A 21097-nucleotide genomic window follows, 5' to 3' on the forward strand; every position below is an offset into this window, starting at 1 on the left:
ATTGTCTGTGATCGTGGTGTTATTCCGCAGGTAAATGCTCCACTGAACAGTCTCACCGGCAAAACCCGGCAGCAGTTGGTCGGGGAACCCTTCACCCGTCTGCTTGATGATCGTTATCAAAGAAGATGCATAGTTTTCTCCATCAGGCACGGATTCGGCCCCTGCGTGACTGTGAGCCTGAACTTCTCTCCCCGGGATCGACATGCGCAGCCCGGTGTATTAAGGCCTCGCTGAAATTAAGACTAAGTACCTCTTCCGCGCGACGGGAAGAGTTGTTAGCCTGTTGAATCCCAGATGTTGTAGTTGGCGTGAAACTTCTATGAGCCTCAGAGTCCTGATATCCAGCCTGCTTGTTCTGCTTTCCTCCTACTGTTCCGGCGCGGATCGGGTCGCCCTGCAGCTTAAATGGTTCCATCAGTTTCAGTTTGCCGGCTATTACGCTGCACTCGAGCAGGGCTTTTATGCCGAAGAGGGGCTGGAGGTTGAGATTCGCGCCCGGGACCCTGCGGTCAGCCATATTGATCCGGTTCTCAACGGCGAAGCGGATTTTGGTGTCTCTGATTCGAGCCTGATTCTGCAGCGGCTTCAGGGGCAGCCGGTGGTGGTGCTGGCTCCGGTATTTCAGCACTCTCCATTGATTCTGCTGTCACTGGCCGAGAGTGGTATCAATGGTCCGCAGGATCTGATCGGCAAACGGGTGATGCGACAGCGTGGTGTAGATGATGCGTCCATTACCGCCATGCTCTATGCCGAGGGCATCGATGAGGCGAAACTTACCGACCTGCCACACAATTTTAATGACCGGGCGCTGCTCGATGGTGAGGCGGATGTGATGACCGCCTACATCTCGGATCAGCCGTTCTTTTACAAACAGCAGGGTGTAGCGACCCGGGCGATCTATCCACTGAATTACGGCATCGATTTCTACGGAGATATGATCTTCACCCGGGAGCAGATTATGCGGGAAAGCCCTGAGCTGGCTCTGCGTTTCCGGCGGGCTTCTCTCAAAGGCTGGGCCTATGCCCTTGAACACAGTGAAGAGATTGTTGACCTGATTCTGGCAAAGTATCCCACCGATAAGAGTCGTGAGTTTCTTCTTAACGAAGCGGCGGAAACGGTGCGGATTATTCGTTCAAACCTGATTGAAACCGGTTATCTGAATGTTGGCCGGTTCCAGCGGATTGCCTCGATTTATCAGGATCTGGGTATGGCTTCGCGAGAGGTTGAACTGAGCGGGATCGATTACCGGGATTACCTGAAATCTGACACCGACCTGTCACGCTGGTTACCCGCTCTGATCGCTGTGGTGGTAGGCGTAGTGCTGCTGGCAATGTTACTGGTGCTTATCAACCTCCGGCTGAAAGCCGCCGTCAGAGAGCGGACCCGTAATCTGCAGATCGCCAATCAGCAGCTTTCGGAATACCTTGAGCTGTTTGATAAACATATTATCTCTGCATCGACGACCTGCGACGGGGTTATCACCCAAGTCTCAGAAGCGTTCTGTGAAGTCACCGGTTACCACCGGGATGAGCTGCTCGGGAGCCCCTACAGTATTGTCCGTCATCCGGATATGCCGAAAAAGGTGTTTGTCGATCTCTGGCAGACATTGGAGCGCGGTCAGGTCTGGATGGGTGAGATCCTCAATCGAACCAAGAGCGGTGAACCGCTCTGGGTGAACGTCAGAATCGAGCCGTCTCTTAGCGACACGGGTGAATTGCTGGGGTACACCTCGATTCAGCACGATATTACCGATAAAAAGCGGGTTGAGAAGCTTTCGATTACTGACCAGTTAACCGGCTTGTATAACCGTCTCAAAGTGGATCAGGTGCTGAACGCAGAAGAGCAGCGATTTCAGCGTTATGGCCGCCCCTGCTCGGTGGCCATGCTCGATCTCGATCACTTTAAGCAGATTAATGACACCCACGGTCATGGGGTAGGGGATCAGATTCTCCGCGGTTTTGCCGACTTGCTGCGTTATCAGGTGAGGGCTACCGATCTGGCCGGGCGCTGGGGGGGAGAGGAGTTTATCCTGATCTACCCGGATACCGGGCTGGAGGGGGCCGCAGAGGCGGCCAACCAGCTATGTGATCTGATTCGCAGCAGCGAACTGGCTGCGGGGATCGACGTCACCGTGAGTATTGGTGTTGCTACGTTGCAGTCAGGTATGCAGGTTCAGGATCTGTTGACGCAGGCAGATTTTGCGCTCTATCAGGCAAAACGCCGGGGACGGGATCAGGTGCAGGTGTTCTGGCCGGAGTAGCTCCGGGCTCAGAACAAGCTCTCAGAAAAACCGCATCCCGATCAGGCTTTGCATGGTATTTGCCTGATCGGGAACCGGGTTGCCGGGTCAGGTTCTGAACTGGCTTACCTTGCTGTTCAGTTCCACTGCCAGCCGGGACAGTTGTTCACTGGCTGCAGAGAGCTGTGTGGCGCCGTCGGCAGATTCCTGCGAACTGTCGTTGATCGCAACCAGCGAACGGTTAATCTCTTCAGCCACACTGGTTTGCTCTTCACTGGCGGAAGCGATATGGGTGTTCATATCAGTGATAACGCCCACGGCTTCAGAAATTCCCTGCAGTGCTTCACCGGCTTCAGTCGCTTTACCGCCGGCCTGTTCTGCCTCCTGCTGGCTCTGCTCCATGGCGGCTACCGCAGAGCGGGTGCCTCCCTGAAGTCTTTCGATGGCGGTCTGAATCTCAGTTGTGGATTGCTGGGTACGTTGCGCCAGTGTACGGACTTCATCTGCAACTACCGCAAAGCCACGTCCCTGATCACCTGCCCGCGCAGCCTCAATGGCCGCGTTCAGGGCCAGCAGATTGGTCTGTTCGGCAATATCATTAATCACCCCGATAATGGAGCCGATGCTGTCGCTGTCCGCTTCGACAGAGCGGATTCGCTCGGCCACTTCGGCCACATTGCCAACCAGTGAGTTAGTCGAATCTACCGCAGAGGCAACAATCTGGTTACCCTGCTGAGCCTGATCCTGCATCAACTTAGCCTGACTGTCAGCCTGCTCTGCATTGGTCGCCACATCCTGAGAGGTAGATACCATCTCGTTCATGGCGCTGGCGACCTGTTCGATCTCCAGACGCTGGTTGTTGATACTCTGGTTGGCCTGAGTGCTGATGGAAGACATCTCCTCAGCCGCGGAAGCAAGTTGGTGGGTGGCGTTGCTGATATCGCTGATCAGCCCACGCTGATGCTGCAGCATGGTGTTGAAGTTGTTGGACATCAGCGCCAGTTCATCATTGCCGTAGACCTCAACGGTAGCGGTCAGGTCGGACTGGCTGGCGACACGGTCCATTGCGTTGTTCAGGGTATCCAGCGGTTTACGGATAGAACGGTAGATCATCACACTGAGCAGACCAAGAATAATCAGAGTGCTGCCACCGAGTGCCAGCATCATGGTCAGGGCCTGGTCGTAATCATGGCGGATCTGTTCCCGCTCTTCTGCGGCCACCCGTAACTGCAGTGAGATCAGCTCGGAGATCTTCTCGCTGATCGGATCAATGGCGGCATAAGAGGGGGCGATAAAGCGGCGCAGCATACCGGAAAGGTCGCCGCCTTTACTGTGCTGCAGACTGACCTCAATGGTTTTCTGCAGGTTGTCCAGGGCCTCGTTTGCGGCTTTAAACAGCGTTTCTGCCTCGTCAGCCAGTTGTGCTTCCTCTGGCGTCAGGGTTGTAGCCATATACTTCTGCCACTTCTCATCAATCTCTTTGCGCGCGCTCTGGATTCCATCCAGTGCTTCGGATCCGGTCATGATGCCCGCATTGGCTTTGTTCAGCGCATCAATCACGAAGACCGCGTAGTCATCAGCGATGATTTTCAGGTCTTCGAGAGGAACGACACGATCCTCGTAGATGCGGTTTACCCCTTGGTTGGCGTCGCCCAGTTTGGCCAGCGAGGTCATGATGATAATGATAATGCCGATCACCGGCAGTACAGAGATAAGAATCAGTTTACTGCGGATGCTCAGTTTGCTTAGAAACATAGTCGTCCCCGTTAAGTGCTATAAATAACTTCGCCGAGAACAACGTTCAGATCCGTGGCTGGAGCCGGCAGGCCCCAGATAGCATGAAGAGCCGGAAGAATCCGTTCACTCTATTTATAGCTGTTAAATAATCTATTACCAGTAATATTCTATTTTTATTTGTTAGATAAAATCCATATTTTTTGTAAGGCTTATTCTGTTAATTTCTTAAGAATCATTTAGATAGAGAGGTCTGTGTTGTATAGATGCAGACAGAAGTTTGTTTTAAATGTAAACGCGCTGACTATATATAAAAATCCATATGGTTGCATCGGTTTTCTGGCGGTTATCCTTTTGGGGCAAAATCGTAAATATTGAAGTTATTTTCTGTTCGGCATTGCTATAGTTATTAAGCCCCTGAGTTGCGTCGGGATGAAGTAACGAAGAGTGTCTTGTTTAAGGAAGCGTTGATGCGGTTTGTTTTCGGGTTTTTGTTGTTGTCGCTGTTGAGTGTGGTAACCCAGGCTGCTGAATCGATTTCAGTACAGCTTTTGTGGAAACATCAGTTCCAGTTTGCCGGGTACTACATTGCTAAAGAGAAGGGCTTTTATGCTGAAGAGGGGCTGGAGGTCGGACTTAAGGAGTATGGACCTGACCTTGATCTGGTAGATGAGGTGCTTCAGGGAAACAGCCAGTTTGCTGTGGGCCGGACCTCGTTACTGATTGACCAGAATGCCGGTGCCGATATTGTCGCGCTGTTTGCCGCTTACCAGCAATCTCCCCTGATGCTGCTCACCCGGAAGGATTCGGGGATTCTGCTGTCATCGGATCTGCGTAACCGCAGGGTTATGATCACCAACGATGCCAAACGGGTAGGAGAGCTGATCGCCATGTTACTGCAGGCGGGGATTACCCTGTCTGAATTCGAGCAGGTGGAACACAGTTATGATGTTAACGACCTTATATCGGGTAAGGTCGACGCGATAGCCTCTTATGTTTCAAATGAGCCGTTTGAGATGGAGCGGCAGGGGGTGGAGTACAATGTTATCCACCCTAAAGATTATGGTTTTGATATGTACTCGGACATTCTGTTCAGCTCCCGTGAGTACATTGAGCAGCATCCGGATACAACAGATAAGTTTTATCGTGCTTCGATTCGTGGCTGGATCTACGCATTCAACCATATAGAAGAAACCGCCCGGCTGATCTTTGAGCGCTACAACACCCAGAATAAATCCTTAGCTGCACTCATCTTTGAGGGCCAGGAGCTGAAGAAACTGGCTTTCGATAAGGATGGTAATTTCGGCACCTTGTCAGAAACCAAGTTTAATGAGATGGCGCAGGTCTATCTGGTTACCGGGAGTATTTTTCGCGGTTATAACTTTTCTGATTTTATCTACCGTCCGCCGAGCAATCAGTTTCGTCTGAGTATGGCGGAAAAACGTTTTATCCGTAATACCACGCCGCTCAGGGTGTGTGTTAATCCGGACTGGTACCCTTTTGAATCCTATGATGAAGCGCAGCATCAGGGCATGATTGCGGACTATCTGGCGTTAGTGATGAATAATCTGGAGCTGGAGTATCAGGTGGTGCCCAGCACGAGCTGGAGTGGTTCAATGCAGTTGCTGCGCAGTGGGCAGTGTCAGATGCTGGCCGGGGCGATGCAGACGATTAACCGGGCCGGTTTCATGGACTTTTCCCGGCCCTATCTGTCGGTACCGGCTGTGGTTGCAATGCGTCAGGGAGAGGAGGGCAAAAAGCTCTCTGAGATGACGCTCGGGGTGATTGAAGGCTCAGCGTTTCAGGAGATTCTGGCTGCCCGGTATCCGGGGATTCGGATGCTGGGGGTTGAGCGCAATCTGCAAGGGTTGCGCATGGTGCTGTCGGGCGAGCTGGACGGATTTGTGGGCGGGGATGCCAGTATCGCCCATGCCCTCAAAGCTAACCAGATCTCCGGAATTACACTGGTAGACCAGTTACATGATAACTGGGACCTCAGTATTGCGGTCAGTAAACAGGGTTCACCTTATCTGCTGAGTGCGATCAACAAATCATTGCAGTCAATCACACCTGAAGAGCGGGATCAGATCTATCGTAGCTGGATGGGTGTAGAATATAAACACAGCGTTGATTACACCCTGATCTGGGTGATTCTGGGTGGTGCAGGAATACTCGCCGCCTATGGATTATACCGTTATCTTAATGTGCTTTCTTACAATAAGATGCTGCGGACCATTGCCGAAAAAGATGCGCTGACCGGGATTCTCAGTCGTCACAAGCTCTGTGCCGAGATCGACAGTTTTATCGAACTGGCGCAGCGTCATAACTGGACGCTTTCGCTGCTGTTCTTTGATATTGATGACTTCAAACAGATCAATGACCGCTTTGGCCATGCTAAAGGGGATGAGGTATTGATTGAGCTGTGTGAGCTGATCGCCAAAAGTTCGCGTAAAACAGACCGGTTTGGCCGCTGGGGTGGGGAAGAGTTTCTGTTTCTGATGCTGGAAACCAATCTGGATGCGGCCCGGATGATCGCTGAGAAGTTTCGGGCGGAGGTCGAGGAACATGATTTCGGGCTTGATCTCCCGGTAACCTGCAGCTTCGGTGTAGCTCAGTTCAGCCCCGGGGAAACCGTGGAGAAATGGGTCGGTCGTGCCGACGAAGGGCTTTATCAGGCGAAAGCCGAGGGGAAAAACTGCGTCCGGCTGAGTTAGCGGACAAAAAAACGCCGGGCTCTGCCCGGCGTTTTAAGATGGGTGAAGCGTCAGTCGATAAGGCCGTAATCGTTACGCAGAATCTCGATAATCTCTGCTTTCGGATTGTCCGACAGGGTGAGTTTCTCGCCGGTGATCTTCTCAGCAATGCCGACATAGGTTTCGGATACTTTCATCAGCAACGCTTCCGGCAATGCGTTGTCACGTGCCAGTGCGTAGCGTTCATCCATGCGGTCTTTGTTCAGCAGAATGTCCGGATCCGGGAAGTGATTCAGCAGCTCCTGACGGAACACCTCTTTCGAGTTTTCGATCACTTTACCTTCGCGGTAGGAAGGGCCGTCCCAGATGCGGGAAGAGTCGGGCGTGCCCACCTCGTCCATGTAGATCAGTTTTTCCTGACCCTGACTGTCGGTCACGTAGCCAAACTCAAACTTGGTATCGACAAATATCTGGTCCAGTTCCGCCAGCGCCTGACTGATCAGTTCGAAACCCTCTTTCAGCAGCTTTTCATACTGATCAACATCTTCTTTGCAATTAAAACGGAACGCTTCGAAGTTGTTAACCAGATCGCTGCGGGTGACGTTTACATCGTCCACTTCAGGAATACCGGGAATGCCCTGCATAATCCCTTTGGTAGACGGGGTGATCAGCAGTTCAGGCAGTTTCTGGTCTTTTTGCAGATCATCTGCGATCTGGATGCCGCAAAATTCACGTTCACCTTTGGCGTAAGCGCGCCACATAGAGCCGGTAATATACTGACGGCAGATCGCTTCAATCATAACCGGGCGGGCTTTCTGGACGATCCAGACAAACGGATGCGGGATATCCAGAATATGGCTGTCGGCAAGGCCCTGCTCGCGGAACAACTGGAACCAGTGGTTAGAGATGGCGTTCAGCGCGGCGCCTTTACCCGGCACACCGTTCATGCCGCCTTCGCCGTGCCAGATGCACTCAAAAGCGGAGATCCGGTCACTGATTACCATGATAGCCAGTGGTGTATCTTCGGCAACCGGGTAGCCTTTCTCTTTGATCAGACGCTGACTGTCGGCAGCTCTCAGCCAGTATACCGAACGGACTTTGCCGCTGTGCACTGGCTGGTCGGTACGAATGGGAAGGTCGTTGTTAACAGCCAATACTTTATCAGCAAGACTCATGGATACCTGTCCTGTATTTGAACTAAATGAATCAAAGACCCTGTCCGCGGTAAACGGATCGGGACTGGAAAATAAATCGTTGTGTCAGGTGCAGCCAAAGACGATCAGGAATAACGTTTGGCCTCGCGAAGCAGTGAGCTTAAATCTAACCCCTGTAAATCAGCCAACGCTTCAAGGTCGTTTGAGGTACGGGGAGGTAATTTCGTCAGGTGCGCCTTTTTTGCTTCTTTCTGTTTGACAGTGTCCATTAGTCTGTCGTGAATAGCATCCAGTTGCTCTGATGAAAGTGATCTGAGGCGACTGATAAGTTCGTCTTCAGTCATGCGTTGTGTTTTTACTCCGAAACAACAAAATCAACGAGTTATTATACCAGCACTGTATGGATTCCGATCAATACTTATTGCATAACAAAGGGGGGTAAGTTATCTATCCTTGTTAAGGAAGGCAGGTAGTTTTTTGTTTGCTGACGAATCCCATGCTGCTTTAACGCCGCAGGTGTGAATCCTGCGGGGGCCGTTGATCCGCATTGCTGGGAGAGGAGTCAGGCTTCCCGGGAGCCGGGGCTGTCGCGGGAGAGGCTGCGTTCCGGGCTGGAGCTACGGTCTGAATAACGAGTTTCATCAGGAGTCGCTATGGCAGAGCAGGCACGGCGCATTGAGATTCAGGGACAGGTGCAGGGAGTGGGTTTCCGCCCTTTCGTCTGGAATCTGGCCCGTCGGCTGAACTTGCATGGCTGGGTTGCCAATACCACTTCCGGGGTGAGTGTGACTATTCAGGGAGATCCGCTGCGGCTGGATGAGTGTATCCACCTGTTGCAGGCTGAACTGCCGGCAATGGCGTTGATCGATTCTCTGCAGTATCAGGTAGTGGACGCCAACCCCGGCCTGAATGACTTTACCATCCGTGACAGCGCAGCGGGTGAGGTACGCCTGCGGGTTACCCCCGATGCCTCGGTCTGTGAGGCCTGCCTGAGTGAGTTGTTCGATCCGAACAACCGGCGCTATCGTTATCCGTTTATCAACTGCACCAACTGTGGCCCGCGCTATAGCCTGATCCGCTCTCTGCCCTATGACCGGGCCAATACCACGATGGCCGGTTTTAAGCTCTGTGCTGCCTGTGATGCAGAGTACCGTAATCCGGAGGATCGGCGTTTTCATGCCCAGCCCAATGCCTGTGAAAGCTGCGGGCCGCAGCTCAGTTTTCTGCCGGCGCAGGGGCAGCCAGAATCGCAGCCGGATCCCGTAGCGCTGGCGCTGCAGCAGATTCGTGAAGGCAAGGTTGTGGCGGTCAAAGGGATTGGTGGTTTTCATCTGATCTGCGACGCCCGCAATACTGCGGCGGTTGAGTGTCTGCGCCAGCGTAAGTGTCGGGGAAACAAACCGTTTGCGCTGATGGCGGCGAATCTGGCATCGCTGGAACCTTATGTGGCACTTAATGCTCAACGCCGGCAGCGCTTAGCCGCGATGGATGCGCCGATCTGCCTCTGTCCGAAAGCCGATTCAGCCCTGCCCGAAGCGCTGGCGCCGGGGCTGGACTGGCTCGGGGTGATGCTGCCCCATTCACCGCTTCAGTACCTGCTTTTTCATCAGGCGGCCGGAGAGCCTTCCGGTACTGACTGGCTGGAGCAGGCTCAGGCGTTGTTGCTGGTGGTGACCAGTGCCAACCGGAGCGGGAACCCGCTGATTACGGATAATCGTCAGGCACTTCAGGCCTTGCAGGGGATTGCAGACGGATTTCTGCTACATGACCGGGATATTCATACCCGCTGCGATGATTCGGTGGTCAATCTGCTGACGGAGTATCCGGCTCTGGTACGGCGTGGCCGTGGTCTGGCGCCGCTGGCTTTGCCACTGCCGCCTGCACTGGCAGAAACGGATCGCTCTGTGCTGGCGCTGGGTGCTTATTTCAAAAACAGTATCAGCCTGAGTAAAGGCGATAAGCTGTATGTCTCGCAGTATATCGGCGATCTGGATAACCCGGAGTGCTGCCGCACGCTGACACAGAGTATCGGGCAGTTGAAGCAGTTGCTGGATATTGAACCGGATCTGGTGGTGGCGGATCTGCATCCGGACTTCTACAGCACTCGTCTGGCTGAGCGTTATGCCCGGGAGCGGAACCTGCCCCTGCTGCAGGTTCCGCATCATCAGGCGCATATTGCCGCGGTGATGGCCGAGCATCAGTTGTCAGGCCCGGTGCTTGGGCTGGCTTTAGATGGGCTGGGGCTGGGTACTGACGGCGGGCTCTGGGGCGGGGAGCTGTTGCGTCTGGAGGGAGCTGAATGTGAGCGTCTTGATCATCTGCAGCCGTTGCTACTGCCCGGTGGCGAACGGGCGGCGCGGGAGCCGTGGCGGGTGGCTGCGGCTGTGCTGTTCGGTTTAAGCCGCGGTGAACAGATTACACAGCGGTTTGCTGAGCAACCGGCAGCCGCACAACTGAATGAACTGTTGCAGCGCCCGTTTAACTGCCCACCGAGCAGCAGCGCGGGGCGTCTGTTCGATGCTGCCGCCGCGTTGCTGGGGATTAAACAATGCCACAGTTACGAGGCGGAGGCCGCGATGCTGCTGGAATCAAGCGCCTGGCGTCAGTTGCACAGACATGGCTGGCCGGATGAACCTTTATTGATCAGGCAGGGGGTTGATGGCCTCGATAGCACAGCGCTGCTGGCCCGGCTGGCAGAGTGTAATGATGCGGATTATGGTGCGTTGCTGTTCCATCAGCAGTTGATCGAAGCGTTAACCCACTGGGTCGTTAACGCGGCCAGCCAGCAGCATCTGGATCGGGTGCTGCTGGGCGGCGGCTGTTTCCTTAATCAGTTGTTACTGAGCCGGTTATGTATGGCTTTGCAAGCGGCAGGGCTGAAGGTCTTTCGGGCGGAAAAGCTACCGTGCAACGATAGTGCTATATCGGCAGGGCAGAGCTGGCTTGCTCTGCAGCAGGTGGCATCCGGCAAGCTGAAAAAAAGCAGGGGGGAGGGAGTATGTGCTTAGCGATTCCGGTACGGGTAGAAGTCATTCAGAGCCCGGATATGGCGCTGGTGGATATTGGTGGGGTGAGGAAAAGTATCAATATCGCGTTGGTGCCGGATGTGGTTGTGGGCGACTATGTGATCCTGCATGTGGGGTACGCACTGAACAAAATAGATCCGCAAGAGGCGCAGCGCACTCTGCAACTGTTTGCTGAGGTGGATGAGGTGTCACGACAGCAACGGCTGGAGAACAACCCGTGAAATATGTCGATGAATACCGGGATGGTGCGCTGGCGCGCGATATTGCCGGCCGGATCCGCGAAGAGGTGCTGCCGCAAAAGCAGTATCACTTTATGGAGTTTTGTGGCGGTCATACCCATGCGATCTTCCGTTACGGCATTCCGGACCTGTTACCGGATAATCTGAAGATGATCCACGGCCCGGGCTGTCCGGTGTGTGTATTGCCGATCAGTCGTCTGGATGCTGCCATTGAACTGGCCGTCAGCCATGATGTGATTCTCTGTTCCTATGGCGACATGCTGCGTGTGCCGGGCTCACGTAAACGCAGCCTGCTGAAAGTGAAAGCTGAGGGGGCAGATGTGCGCATGGTGTATTCCTGTATGGATGCTCTGCGTATCGCCGCTGAGAACCCGCAGCGGGAGGTAGTCTTCTTTGCCATCGGCTTTGAAACGACCACACCGCCGACGGCACTGGTTATCCGTCAGGCCAGAGCGCAGGGCCTGAAAAATTTTTCGGTGTACTGCAACCATCTGCTGACCCCGGCGGCGATCAGCAATATTCTGGAATCGCCGGAGGTGCGTGATCTGGGCATACTGCCGCTGGATGGCTTTGTCGGTCCGGCGCATGTGAGTACGGTGATCGGCTCACAGCCTTATCACTACTTCGCCGAAGAGTATCAGAAGCCGGTTGTCATCGCCGGGTTTGAACCGCTGGATATGCTGCAGGCGATTCTGATGCTGGTACGGCAGGTCAATCAGGGCCGTGCGGAGGTTGAGAATGAGTTCTCACGGGCGGTTACCTTTCAGGGAAACCTGCGAGCCAGGGCGGTTGTGGCAGATACGTTTGAACTGCGGCGCAGTTTTGAATGGCGCGGCCTCGGGGAGGTGCCCTACAGCGCACTGCGGATTAAACAAGAGTTCGCTGAGTTTGATGCTGAAAAACGCTTCACCGTCGAATATCGCAGTGCCCGGGAGAATAAAGCCTGTGAATGCGGGGCGATTCTCCGGGGGGTGAAATCTCCCCGTGACTGTTCACTGTTTGCCGATCCCTGTACTCCGGAAAACCCGCTGGGTTCCTGTATGGTCTCCAGTGAAGGAGCCTGCGCGGCTTATTACAGCTACGGTCGCTACCGGGAACGGACCTTTGCTACCGATCGCAGTCACGGTGCAACTGTCAAAGAGAGCGCTATATGACCAGACAACCCAACTACAGCTCAAATCTGGATCTGAACCGGGGCCGGGTGGAGATGATTCATGGCGGTGGCGGCAAGGCGATGGCCCAATTGATAGATGGGTTGTTCTGCCGGGCGTTCGATAATCCCTGGCTGGCGCAAAAAAATGATCAGGCCTGCTTTACGTTGCCGCCGGGGCGAGTCGTCATGGCGACCGATAGCCATGTGATTTCGCCCCTGTTTTTTCCGGGAGGGGATATAGGTTCGCTATCGGTTCACGGCACTGTTAATGATGTGGCTATGTCCGGAGCGGTGCCGCATTTCCTCTCTGCGGGCTTTATTCTTGAAGAGGGTTTTCCGTTAGCTGAGCTGCAGCGAATTGTGACCTCGATGGCGCAGGCGGCAGCCGAGGCGGGTGTGGCGATTGTAACCGGCGATACCAAAGTGGTGGAGCGGGGTAAAGGCGATGGTTGTTTCATTAATACCACCGGAGTCGGCGTGGTCGCGGAAGGGATTCAGATGGGCAGCGACCGGGTCAGGGCCGGAGATAAAATTCTTCTTTCTGGCAGTTTGGGGGATCACGGGGTGGCGATCATGTCACAACGCCAGAATCTGGACTTTGCGACCCGTATTGAGTCTGACAGCCAATCCCTGAATGATCTGGTAGCGGTGATGACTGCTGCTGTTCCAAAGCTGCACTGCCTGCGGGATCCTACCCGGGGTGGCCTGGCAGCGACTCTGAATGAGATCGCTCAGCAGGCGGCGGTGGGCATGCAGATCTATGAGCAGCAGATCCCGGTGAAAGCCGAGGTGGCTGCCGCCTGCGAATTTCTTGGTCTGGATCCGTTGTATGTTGCCAATGAAGGCAAGCTGGTGGCTTTCTGTCCGGCGGAGCAGGCAGAGCCGTTACTGGCTGTAATGAGAGCGCATCCGAAAGGGGCTGATGCAGCGATCATTGGCGAAGTGGTCGAGGATAGCCTCGGGTTTGTGCAGATGCAGACTGCCTTTGGGGGCAACCGTATGGTGGACTGGATTAATGGCGAACAGCTACCGAGGATCTGCTGATGCGCATTCTGTTTCTGATCCACAGTTTTAACAGTCTCGCCCAGCGCCTCTACGTTGAACTGCAACAGGACGGACATGAGATCTCCGTGGAGTTTGATATTAACGATCAACTGGCAGAGCAGGCGGTAGCGATGTTTCAGCCTGATCTGATACTCGCGCCTTTTCTGAAACGCAGAATTGCCGACCCCATCTGGCAGAATCACCGTTGCATTGTGGTTCATCCGGGGGTTATCGGTGATCGTGGCCCGTCAGCGTTAGACTGGGCCATTATGCGTCAGGAAACACGCTGGGGAGTCAGTTGTATTCAGGCGAACGAAACGATGGATGGCGGTGCTGTCTGGGCGTCGGTGGAGTTCCCCATGCGGGAGGCAAGTAAAAGTAGCCTCTATCGCAATGAGGTGACGGAAGCCGCCGTTGTGGCTGTACGCCAGACACTGGCCCGGATCAGCGCAGGCGAGCAACCAGTGCCACTGGATTACCGTGACCCTTCAGTGCGCGGGCGCTGGAATGATCCGATGCCGCAAAGCCAGCGGAGGATCGACTGGCTGTGTGATGATACGGCGACGATTGTGCGCAAGATTCGTGCGGCAGATTCGATGCCGGGGCTCAGGGATGAGATCGGCGGACGGAGTTACTACCTCTATAACGCCCATGCGGAACACCAGTTAGGGGAGGGCCTCGCAGAACCGGGATCGTTGCTGGCAACGCGCGACGGGGCAATCTGCCTGAAGACCCGTGATGCTGCAGTCTGGATCACCCATTTGCGGCATGCCGACCCTAAAGGCGCGGAAGCGGGCTTTAAGTTGCCGGCAGCACAACTGTTACAACCGCAGATGGACCGGGCGCCCGCTGAGCACAGGGTGCTGCAATCTATATTGAGACCTGAGGAGATTCCGCCGGGCCCGAGCTGGCAGGAGATCCGCTACCGTGAAACGGCGCAGGTCGGTTATCTGAGTTTCGACTTTTATAATGGGGCGATGTCCACCGAACAGTGTCAGCGCCTGCAACAGGCGCTGCAATATGCCAAACAGCGCCCGGTTAAGGTACTGGTATTGCTGGGAGGTGATGAGTTCTGGTCGAACGGTATTCACCTGAATCAGATAGAAGCTGCAGAGAGCCCTGCGCAGGCTTCCTGGGAAAATATCAATGCGATGAACGATCTGTGTCTGGAACTGCTGGACACCCCGGATCAGTTTACGCTGGTGGCGATGCGCGGAAATGCGGGTGCCGGAGGCGTATTTCTGGCGCTGGCGGCAGATCGGATTCTGGCTCGGCGCAATGTTGTGCTGAACCCGCATTATCGCTCGATGGGTAACCTGTATGGCTCCGAATACTGGACTTACCTGTTGCCGGCACGGGTCGGTGAAGCCCGGGCGGAGCGTCTGATGCAGTCCCGGTTGCCGGTCTCAGCCAGCCGGGCTAAGGAGATAGGTCTACTCGATCAGTGCCTGGATCTGTCTCCTGAAGGCTATCTGCTCGCGGTACAGCAGCAGGCGGAAGAACTGGCTGAGAGTATTGAACTGAGTGAAATGCTGGCGCAAAAACAGCGCCGGCGACAGGCCGATGAAATCTATAAACCACTCGCCCGCTACCGGGAGGAGGAGCTGGAACAGATGAAGCTGAACTTCTTTGGCTTTGACCCCAGCTACCACGTGGCGCGTTATCATTTTGTAGAAAAACTGGCGAAGGCACGAACGCCGGCGTACCTCGCGCATCATCGCAAGCTCAGGGGCTTGCACCCGGCATAAATTAGGGCTACAGTCAGTCTTCAACTTTTGACATCAAGAGTAGGGCTGACGTCCTCACCAACCTGCCAACCTGGGCAAGGTGGTTGCTGAAAAGCGATGTGGTCGATACCGACAACGAATCAGGTAGACCTCCAACGTCAGCTCTCATAATTAAATGGGAGCACCTCATGTTTGAAGCACATCTTCTCGATCCGCAAGAGCTACTTAACAGCTGCTCAATCAATCTGCCTTGCACCAGCTTTAACCGTTGCCACAGCGAAACCCACAAACCACTGCGTATCTGGTTTGCCGAGGGTAAACGTAAGAACCTGCAGGGAGACGTGGTGAAGGCGATTTTTGTTTACAGTGAATACCGGGACAGTCAGGGAGATAACCGCTTCCTTTGCCAGCGTTATGATTATCCCGCCTGCCTGCAGCAGGCGGATATCGATCGTTATCTGGCGCGCGCGGTTAGCCAGCCGTTAGCCCTTTAAGGTCAGCTGACCGCTTTCTGGCTTTCCAGAGCCCAGCGAATCGATTCAGCCTGAGCCTGCAGGAGCAGGCTCTCATCGATCAGCCCGGAGAGCCGGTTCCACTCATAGTGTGAGAAATAGATCACGTCAGAGAGTAATTTACCGAGCGTGCCTTCGCGTTGAGTCAGGGCCTGATGCATCTCATCGCTGATCGAGATATGTTCGTGCAGCTCATGCATCGGGATGGAAAACAGGGCATCAGCACCGGAGAGTATACCCAGCAGGAAGGCCAGGCTGGCATCAACGCCGTAGGCCGGGGCCACCATTTCGCACATTTTTGAGCGAATCAGCAGCTCGCGACATAACTCATCGGGCACATCCAGCGTGCCGGAGAGAGAAACAATCAGCGCCCAGCGTTTCAGCTCCTGAAGACCCAGCAGCACCACCGCTTCGGTGATGGTGGAGATCTCCCGCTGTAAAGAAAAAGTCGCGGAGTTGACGATTTTGATCAGACGCACCGCCAGACGGGGGTCTTTGGCGATAATCTGTTGCAGGCGTTCTGGGGTAGCGTCCGGATTATTCAGCTCGGACAGCAGTTCCATAATGGTCAGTTCGTTACCGCTGACCCGCTTGCCTTCAACTTTTTCAGGGTAAGCGAAAAAGTAGCCCTGAAACAGTTGGAAACCGAGTTTACGGAAGCGGTGAAACTCAAAGATATTCTCGACCTTTTCAGCCAGCAGGGTGATGTTGTAGGGGTCGAGTTTCTCCAGCGTGTTGAACAGCGCATTCTTGCGGGTGGCGAGCACATCAATCTTAACAATATCCACCACATCCATAATCTGGGTGAATTCATCTCGCCAGAAAAAATCATCCAGTGCAATCTTGAAGCCTTTATCCGCAAGGTGCCGGATCCGCTCGGCCGTTTTTGCGTTGATCGGAACATCTTCAACGATCTCAAGTACCACATTTTCGGCGGCAAAACTGGGCAGATCCTGAAACAGCAGCTCCTCGTTTATATTCATAAACGCCGGCAGGGTGCGCATGCTGCCTTTATGCAGTATGCCGGTGTAGGCACTGAGCAGGACTTCACAGGTGGCAGATGTCGGGTCAAACAGCTCGCCCGGCGGGCAGCCATTCTGATCACGGTAAAGGAGTTCATAACCGACGGTTTCGCAGTCTGCGTTGAGGATCGGTTGTCGTGCTAGCAGGATTTGGTCGATCACTGCGCCCCCAGGTCTGGTTGCCGGAAATATAGAACAGGTACGGTTTATCTTAACCCAAATTTCAGATAAGACTAGTCCCGACGTGAGAGAGATTGTGCAGAAAGAGGTTTGTGAGGAGCGGCTGCGGGTAAAACAAAAAACCGGGCAGAAGCCCGGTTTTTAAGATGCTGAGGATCACTTATTTAGTGATAGCCTGCAGTTCAGCCATAGCCGCTTCACGAGTTTCGTTAGCGATAGAGGTGAATGCTTCACCCTGGGCTTTCAGCAGTTCGAACAGCGCTTTGTTCGCTTCCATGTTGAACTTGATCAGTTCTTCCGGAGTTTTCAGTTCTTTAGCTTTTTCAGCTTCAGATTTGAAGAAAGTAGTCAGCTCTTCGCCAGACTTTTTCTGCTGCTCGATAGACTTAGTAATCGCCTGAGCCTGCAGGTTCATCAGAGACTGGACAGCATCGAAAGACTTCTGGAAATCAACAGTAGTGTTAGTCATGGTAGTTCTCCCAAAAAAAGTTTTGTTGCACTGCACAATATGAAGCCTATTCTAGGCTGTTTTTTGATCAAGTCAACCTCTTTTTTGTGCAATGCACAAAAATAATTTAACGCTGTATTTTCCGCAGGTTAAAACAACTCTGTGAAGAAAACATGTCTGGACCTGGAAAAACTGAATTGGTCTAATAGCCGCTGATTTTCCTCGCAACGTGAGAGTTATGGCCAGCATTGAAACTATTCTGACACTTTTTATTCTGATCGGCCTCGGCTATCTGGGTAAGCGTACTGTACTCAATGGTCAGCCGCTGGCCCCCCTGAATACCTTTGTTTATTACTTTGCGGTGCCGGCGCTGCTGTTTAATTCTGTTTATCAGCTCTCCCTTGATCAGCTTTTCCGGCCTGCGTACCTGCTGGCGTTTGTGCTCGGGGTGACACTCACCGGGGTGATTGCTGCACTGGGTTGCCGGTATCTTTTCCGGGAAAAAAGTAAGGAAGTGCTGTCTATCCGGGCACTGAATGCGACCTTCTCCAATTATGCCTATATGGGCATTCCGATGGTATTCGGCCTGCTGGGTGAGGCTGCATACGGTGCGATGATCAGTATTATTCTGCTGGGAAATATTTTTCAGATTGGCGGAGTCCAGCTACTGATAGAAGGCCAGCGGGAGCAGGGCAAAGGGATGCGTTCTCTGCTGGCGATTCTGGATAAATCCCTGTTGCGCAGTCCGGTGTTTATTGCAACGCTGCTGGGGGTTACGGTGTCGGCGTTTCAGGTAGAACTGCCCGCTCTGGTCAGCAGTACGCTGGATATGCTGGCGCCTGCCACCGTGCCGGCTGCGCTGTTTTGTCTCGGTGCCAGTCTTGAGTTCAAGAGCCTGAGCCGGAACCGGGCGATGCTGGGCTGGCTGGTGGCGGTGAAATTGCTGATCCATCCACTGCTGACGCTGGCGATCTTTACCCTGGCCGGGCTGGAAGATCGCAACTGGTTGCTGGCTGCGGTGTTCCTGGCAGCCCTGCCAACCGGTGCGCTGGCGCATGTTATGGCGCTGCGTTATGACGTCTGTGAGAAGGAGACCTCGCTGACCGTAGTGATTTCAACCCTGCTCTCTCTGGTCAGCGTTTCCCTCTGGGTGATGCTGATGATCTGACTCCTGGCCGCCCTAATCAGTCCTGCTGTTCGAGGGCTTCCCGGAGCTGGTTGAGGACTTTGCTCGGCAGGCGTTTGATGATCAGGCGGCCGCCATCTTCATCGAACTCGATATCTTTACCGCTGTTCAGATCGCCCAGACTGCGTTTATTGAAATCCAGCCCCCAGTTGTCGGCTTTGACCTTGAGTTTGGCAAAGCGGTTGATGGTACTGGTATGTGGCTGGAACTCCTGGCTGACATTATAGGGGCCCTGATTGGCGAAGGTGCCAAAGGTGCCGGCGACTGTTTCAGCCTGTTCCGGCGGGATATAGGCGTCAAACAGGTTCTGCACATCGTTGAGGTTGGCGGATTCCTTTTCAGAACGCTGTTTTTCCAGATAGCTGACCACATCTTCAACGACTTCTTCTTTGCGGTCTGACATGTTGTTCTGGTTGCAGAAATCGCGCGCGGCCCGGATCAGCTCGCCGGTGGATTTACGCGACGGGGTCACGTCGGTGCAGCCGAAAGCGGTGGAGAAATAGTGGGTGATCTCGCCCTTCTCTTTGCTGCCGATGAAGCTGAGGTAGCTGTCCTGTTTCTTGCGGAAGGTGGTGATGTTGATCCGTGCTCCCTGATGCAACTGGTCCAGATTGACTTCCATGACCTCAGTCGGGTGCAGGTCATTGTCAAAGCCGATGCTGGCTTTATCCCGCACCAGAGCAATCAGCAGATATTCGTAGCGGTCACTGGCGTAGAGTGCGAACAGCACATAGCCGCCATGGGCGGTATGCGCCGACGGATTGTTAATCGCCGCTGCCAGTTGGGCCATGCTTTTGTCTGTCAGTTCGGCAAAGCCGGCTTCATCCCATTCGGATGCAACAAATTGTTCAAACGCGGAGATAAACGGGTAGCCCTCTTCATTTTCATGGTTGAAAGAACCGTGGGTCAGGCTGGAGCGGCGGCTGAAGGCTGAGTTGAGGGTCTCGAAAAGCTGGTTGGCGATCGGTTCTGAAGTGGGAATAATCCCGCCGCGCCCGGTAATCCGCGCCGGTGCTTCTTCAGATTCTTTTACCAGTTCACGAATCGCCAGATGTTTCAGTTCCATATAGACCTCAGTAGCCAACTTGTTTGTGCAGAGTGGAATTGTATTTAAAAGCGCCGGGCGATGCAGTATAAAGATGCCCCCGTTTCTACAGACAGGCCGAAACCATGGCGCTTAAACCAACCCTCTACAAACTGACCCTTAATCTGGTGGATATGAACCGGGATATCTATCTGACCGATAAACTGACGCTGGTGTTGCACCCGTCGGAAACGGAGACCCGGATGATGGTACGACTGCTGGCTTATGCACTGAACCACGAGTCTGATCTGGCGTTCAGTCGGGGTCTGTCTGCAACCGATGAGCCGGATCTGTGGACGGTGCAGGGCGATGGTGCTGTCCATTTATGGATTGAGGTCGGGCAGGCGTCAGCGGAGCGTTTGCGTAAAGGGGTCAGCCGGGCTGACAGGGTCAGGCTCTATGCCTATGGCAGTGAGACAGATATCTGGTGGAACAAGCAGGGCGGGGCACTGAGTGAACTGCCTAAAACTGAGATCTACCGTTTTGATCCGGCGGGTGTCGACTCTCTGGCAGCTCTGTGCAGCCGGAATATGGAGTTAACGCTGACCATCAGTGAGGAGCAGATTTTCCTCAGTGACGGGGAGCAACAGGCCGAGGTGAGTCTCAGCCGTCTGAGTCAGTAATCCACCCGGGAGCGGTTCTTTTTGGTCTGGCCGCGCTGGGTTTTCTTATCCATCCGTTTTTTCTGCGAGCTGCGGCTGGGCTTAGTTGCCCGCCGTGCTTTGCTGACCGCAGTGGCTTCCTGAATCAGCTCGACCAGACGCCGGCAGGCATCCTCTTTATTACGCTCCTGATCTCTGAAATTCTGCGCTTTAATCACAATCACGCCTGAGGCGGTGACTCGCTGATCTTTCAGATTGAGTAATCGTTCTTTATAAAAGTCAGGCAGCGAGGAAGCTCTGATATCAAAACGCAGATGGATCGCACTGGAGACCTTATTGACGTTCTGACCGCCGCTGCCCTGAGCGCGTATGGCGTTGAACTCCAGTTCGTGAGGATAGATAAAAACGTGATTGGTGAGTTTCAGCATGCGGCGATTATAACAACAGTGGCTAAGGATACTTAAGCTGATTTGAATATTCTGTGGATCTGGTTCATGCTGTTCTCAAAGCTCAGCGGAGAGAGACTGATGGTCAGAACACTGTGTGCTTGTAGTCAGACGGTAAAGAACCAGCCAGCAGCAGAGGTGGATGCGAGGTTTGAACTGGTTCGGCGTTCCGGTGAAACCGGAATCTATCGGTGTTGTCTGTGCAGTCAGATGTTTGTGTTCAGCGATCAGGGGTGGTTCCCGCTGGAAGTGACGCATTACCCCTCTCAGGCCGTCATCTCCTGATTCGGATAAAAGCAGGCAAGGCTGGCAGCATGGCTGCCAGTGTCAGTCATCAAAATCATAGTCATCAAACACGTCACGAATATCTTTAAGCAGCTCCCGCTCTTCACGCATCGCTTCCAGACGGCGGCGTTTGGCTGGATTGATGCTCTCCTTCTGGTAGATCGTCGCGTCGGCCAGTGACTCATCCAGACCGTCCTCCGGTACCCAGTCTTCCAGCTCGATAACAGTATCTGAATCATCACTAACAGGGCGTTGTCGGCTCATAGCAATGCCTCACGGTTGAGTTGAAATTAAGTCTCCGCATAGCCTGATTATGGTACAGA

The 21097-nt window shown here is 54.0% G+C and carries 19 protein-coding genes and 1 riboswitch; of the genes, 11 read left to right on the forward strand and 8 right to left on the reverse strand.

Annotation, left to right across the window (positions count from 1 at the left end; all coding sequences use genetic code 11):
* Positions 1-319 precede the first annotated feature (319 nt).
* Positions 320-2260 (forward strand): ABC transporter substrate-binding protein, encoded by a 1941-nt coding sequence (locus tag QUD59_RS13575; RefSeq protein ID WP_286237640.1) that lies wholly within the window; start codon positions 320-322, stop codon positions 2258-2260.
* 87 nt (positions 2261-2347) lie between these two features.
* On the opposite strand, the gene QUD59_RS13580 is transcribed toward QUD59_RS13575, so the two are convergent.
* Positions 2348-3994, reverse strand: a complete 1647-nt coding sequence (locus QUD59_RS13580; RefSeq protein ID WP_286237641.1) for a HAMP domain-containing methyl-accepting chemotaxis protein — start codon at positions 3992-3994, stop codon at positions 2348-2350.
* Positions 3995-4443: 449 nt separating this feature from the next.
* Here QUD59_RS13580 and QUD59_RS13585 point away from each other — a divergent pair, with 449 nt between their 5' ends.
* A complete protein-coding gene (locus QUD59_RS13585) occupies positions 4444-6687 on the forward strand; it encodes an ABC transporter substrate-binding protein (RefSeq protein ID WP_286237642.1) in 2244 nt (747 codons plus the stop codon).
* A 50-nt stretch (positions 6688-6737) separates the two neighbouring features.
* On the opposite strand, the gene QUD59_RS13590 is transcribed toward QUD59_RS13585, so the two are convergent.
* Both QUD59_RS13590 and QUD59_RS13595 read right to left on the reverse strand, forming a co-directional pair.
* A complete protein-coding gene (locus tag QUD59_RS13590; RefSeq protein WP_286237643.1) occupies positions 6738-7841 on the reverse strand; it encodes a phosphoribosylaminoimidazolesuccinocarboxamide synthase in 1104 nt (367 codons plus the stop codon).
* A gap of 104 nt (positions 7842-7945) precedes the next feature.
* Positions 7946-8164, reverse strand: coding sequence for a hypothetical protein (locus tag QUD59_RS13595; RefSeq protein WP_286237644.1), 219 nt, complete (start codon positions 8162-8164; stop codon positions 7946-7948).
* A 309-nt stretch (positions 8165-8473) separates the two neighbouring features.
* Between QUD59_RS13595 and hypF the strand changes: the two genes are divergently transcribed.
* The 6 genes from hypF (at position 8474) to QUD59_RS13625 (ending at position 15503) form a co-directional block, all read left to right on the forward strand.
* The gene (gene hypF, locus QUD59_RS13600) at positions 8474-10828 is read left to right on the forward strand and encodes a carbamoyltransferase HypF (RefSeq protein WP_286237645.1); all 2355 of its coding nucleotides are present in this window, start codon (positions 8474-8476) and stop codon (positions 10826-10828) included.
* Positions 10819-11067, forward strand: a complete 249-nt coding sequence (locus QUD59_RS13605; RefSeq protein ID WP_286237646.1) for a HypC/HybG/HupF family hydrogenase formation chaperone — start codon at positions 10819-10821, stop codon at positions 11065-11067. The genes hypF and QUD59_RS13605 overlap by 10 nt, the downstream gene beginning before the upstream one ends.
* Positions 11064-12239 (forward strand): hydrogenase formation protein HypD, encoded by a 1176-nt coding sequence (gene hypD, locus QUD59_RS13610; protein WP_286237647.1) that lies wholly within the window; start codon positions 11064-11066, stop codon positions 12237-12239. The genes QUD59_RS13605 and hypD overlap by 4 nt, the downstream gene beginning before the upstream one ends.
* Positions 12236-13282, forward strand: coding sequence for a hydrogenase expression/formation protein HypE (gene hypE, locus QUD59_RS13615; RefSeq protein WP_286237648.1), 1047 nt, complete (start codon positions 12236-12238; stop codon positions 13280-13282). Before hypD ends, hypE begins: the two co-directional genes overlap by 4 nt.
* Positions 13282-15030 (forward strand): hydrogenase maturation protein, encoded by a 1749-nt coding sequence (locus QUD59_RS13620; protein WP_286237649.1) that lies wholly within the window; start codon positions 13282-13284, stop codon positions 15028-15030. Before hypE ends, QUD59_RS13620 begins: the two co-directional genes overlap by 1 nt.
* Before the next feature lie 25 nt (positions 15031-15055).
* A riboswitch (SAM-I-IV-variant riboswitch) is annotated at positions 15056-15159 on the forward strand.
* A 38-nt stretch (positions 15160-15197) separates the two neighbouring features.
* A complete protein-coding gene (locus tag QUD59_RS13625) occupies positions 15198-15503 on the forward strand; it encodes a hypothetical protein (RefSeq protein WP_286237651.1) in 306 nt (101 codons plus the stop codon).
* A 2-nt stretch (positions 15504-15505) separates the two neighbouring features.
* Here the strand turns inward: QUD59_RS13625 and QUD59_RS13630 are convergent, their stop codons facing one another.
* Both QUD59_RS13630 and QUD59_RS13635 read right to left on the reverse strand, forming a co-directional pair.
* Positions 15506-16705, reverse strand: a complete 1200-nt coding sequence (locus tag QUD59_RS13630; protein ID WP_286237652.1) for an EAL and HDOD domain-containing protein — start codon at positions 16703-16705, stop codon at positions 15506-15508.
* Positions 16706-16883: 178 nt separating this feature from the next.
* Positions 16884-17192: a hypothetical protein gene (locus QUD59_RS13635; protein ID WP_286237654.1), complete on the reverse strand. Its 309-nt coding sequence runs from the start codon at positions 17190-17192 to the stop codon at positions 16884-16886.
* 217 nt (positions 17193-17409) lie between these two features.
* On the opposite strand from QUD59_RS13635, the gene QUD59_RS13640 reads away from it, so the two are divergent.
* Positions 17410-18339 (forward strand): AEC family transporter, encoded by a 930-nt coding sequence (locus QUD59_RS13640; protein ID WP_286237655.1) that lies wholly within the window; start codon positions 17410-17412, stop codon positions 18337-18339.
* A 16-nt stretch (positions 18340-18355) separates the two neighbouring features.
* Here the strand turns inward: QUD59_RS13640 and QUD59_RS13645 are convergent, their stop codons facing one another.
* The gene (locus QUD59_RS13645) at positions 18356-19423 is read right to left on the reverse strand and encodes a nucleoid-associated protein (RefSeq protein ID WP_286237656.1); all 1068 of its coding nucleotides are present in this window, start codon (positions 19421-19423) and stop codon (positions 18356-18358) included.
* Positions 19424-19527: 104 nt separating this feature from the next.
* Here QUD59_RS13645 and QUD59_RS13650 point away from each other — a divergent pair, with 104 nt between their 5' ends.
* On the forward strand, positions 19528-20064 hold the full coding sequence (locus QUD59_RS13650) for a YaeQ family protein (RefSeq protein ID WP_286237657.1): 537 nt from the start codon (positions 19528-19530) through the stop codon (positions 20062-20064).
* On the opposite strand, the gene arfB is transcribed toward QUD59_RS13650, so the two are convergent.
* Positions 20058-20471 (reverse strand): alternative ribosome rescue aminoacyl-tRNA hydrolase ArfB, encoded by a 414-nt coding sequence (gene arfB, locus QUD59_RS13655; protein ID WP_286237658.1) that lies wholly within the window; start codon positions 20469-20471, stop codon positions 20058-20060. The two genes, QUD59_RS13650 and arfB, sit on opposite strands and share 7 nt — an antisense overlap.
* Before the next feature lie 99 nt (positions 20472-20570).
* Here arfB and QUD59_RS13660 point away from each other — a divergent pair, with 99 nt between their 5' ends.
* Positions 20571-20774: a hypothetical protein gene (locus QUD59_RS13660; protein ID WP_286237659.1), complete on the forward strand. Its 204-nt coding sequence runs from the start codon at positions 20571-20573 to the stop codon at positions 20772-20774.
* A 42-nt stretch (positions 20775-20816) separates the two neighbouring features.
* Here QUD59_RS13660 and QUD59_RS13665 read toward each other — a convergent pair whose 3' ends face one another.
* Positions 20817-21038 (reverse strand): hypothetical protein, encoded by a 222-nt coding sequence (locus tag QUD59_RS13665; protein WP_286237660.1) that lies wholly within the window; start codon positions 21036-21038, stop codon positions 20817-20819.
* Between the last annotated feature and the right edge of the window lie 59 nt (positions 21039-21097).

Origin of the sequence: Neptuniibacter halophilus (assembly GCF_030295765.1) — a bacterium.
GTDB classification, from domain to species: domain Bacteria; phylum Pseudomonadota; class Gammaproteobacteria; order Pseudomonadales; family Balneatricaceae; genus Neptuniibacter; species Neptuniibacter halophilus.

What these genes read in the sequence shown, in the direction of transcription:
- QUD59_RS13575 (WP_286237640.1), top strand. Translation starts at nt 320, where the DNA reads ATGAGCCTCAGAGTCCTGATATCCAGCCTGCTTGTTCTGCTTTCCTCC.
- QUD59_RS13580 (WP_286237641.1), bottom strand. Translation starts at nt 3,994, where the DNA reads ATGTTTCTAAGCAAACTGAGCATCCGCAGTAAACTGATTCTTATCTCT.
- QUD59_RS13585 (WP_286237642.1), top strand. Translation starts at nt 4,444, where the DNA reads ATGCGGTTTGTTTTCGGGTTTTTGTTGTTGTCGCTGTTGAGTGTGGTA.
- QUD59_RS13590 (WP_286237643.1), bottom strand. Translation starts at nt 7,841, where the DNA reads ATGAGTCTTGCTGATAAAGTATTGGCTGTTAACAACGACCTTCCCATT.
- QUD59_RS13595 (WP_286237644.1), bottom strand. Translation starts at nt 8,164, where the DNA reads ATGACTGAAGACGAACTTATCAGTCGCCTCAGATCACTTTCATCAGAG.
- hypF (WP_286237645.1), top strand. Translation starts at nt 8,474, where the DNA reads ATGGCAGAGCAGGCACGGCGCATTGAGATTCAGGGACAGGTGCAGGGA.
- QUD59_RS13605 (WP_286237646.1), top strand. Translation starts at nt 10,819, where the DNA reads ATGTGCTTAGCGATTCCGGTACGGGTAGAAGTCATTCAGAGCCCGGAT.
- hypE (WP_286237648.1), top strand. Translation starts at nt 12,236, where the DNA reads ATGACCAGACAACCCAACTACAGCTCAAATCTGGATCTGAACCGGGGC.
- QUD59_RS13620 (WP_286237649.1), top strand. Translation starts at nt 13,282, where the DNA reads ATGCGCATTCTGTTTCTGATCCACAGTTTTAACAGTCTCGCCCAGCGC.
- QUD59_RS13625 (WP_286237651.1), top strand. Translation starts at nt 15,198, where the DNA reads ATGTTTGAAGCACATCTTCTCGATCCGCAAGAGCTACTTAACAGCTGC.
- QUD59_RS13635 (WP_286237654.1), bottom strand. Translation starts at nt 17,192, where the DNA reads ATGACTAACACTACTGTTGATTTCCAGAAGTCTTTCGATGCTGTCCAG.
- QUD59_RS13640 (WP_286237655.1), top strand. Translation starts at nt 17,410, where the DNA reads ATGGCCAGCATTGAAACTATTCTGACACTTTTTATTCTGATCGGCCTC.
- QUD59_RS13645 (WP_286237656.1), bottom strand. Translation starts at nt 19,423, where the DNA reads ATGGAACTGAAACATCTGGCGATTCGTGAACTGGTAAAAGAATCTGAA.
- QUD59_RS13650 (WP_286237657.1), top strand. Translation starts at nt 19,528, where the DNA reads ATGGCGCTTAAACCAACCCTCTACAAACTGACCCTTAATCTGGTGGAT.
- arfB (WP_286237658.1), bottom strand. Translation starts at nt 20,471, where the DNA reads ATGCTGAAACTCACCAATCACGTTTTTATCTATCCTCACGAACTGGAG.
- QUD59_RS13660 (WP_286237659.1), top strand. Translation starts at nt 20,571, where the DNA reads ATGGTCAGAACACTGTGTGCTTGTAGTCAGACGGTAAAGAACCAGCCA.
- QUD59_RS13665 (WP_286237660.1), bottom strand. Translation starts at nt 21,038, where the DNA reads ATGAGCCGACAACGCCCTGTTAGTGATGATTCAGATACTGTTATCGAG.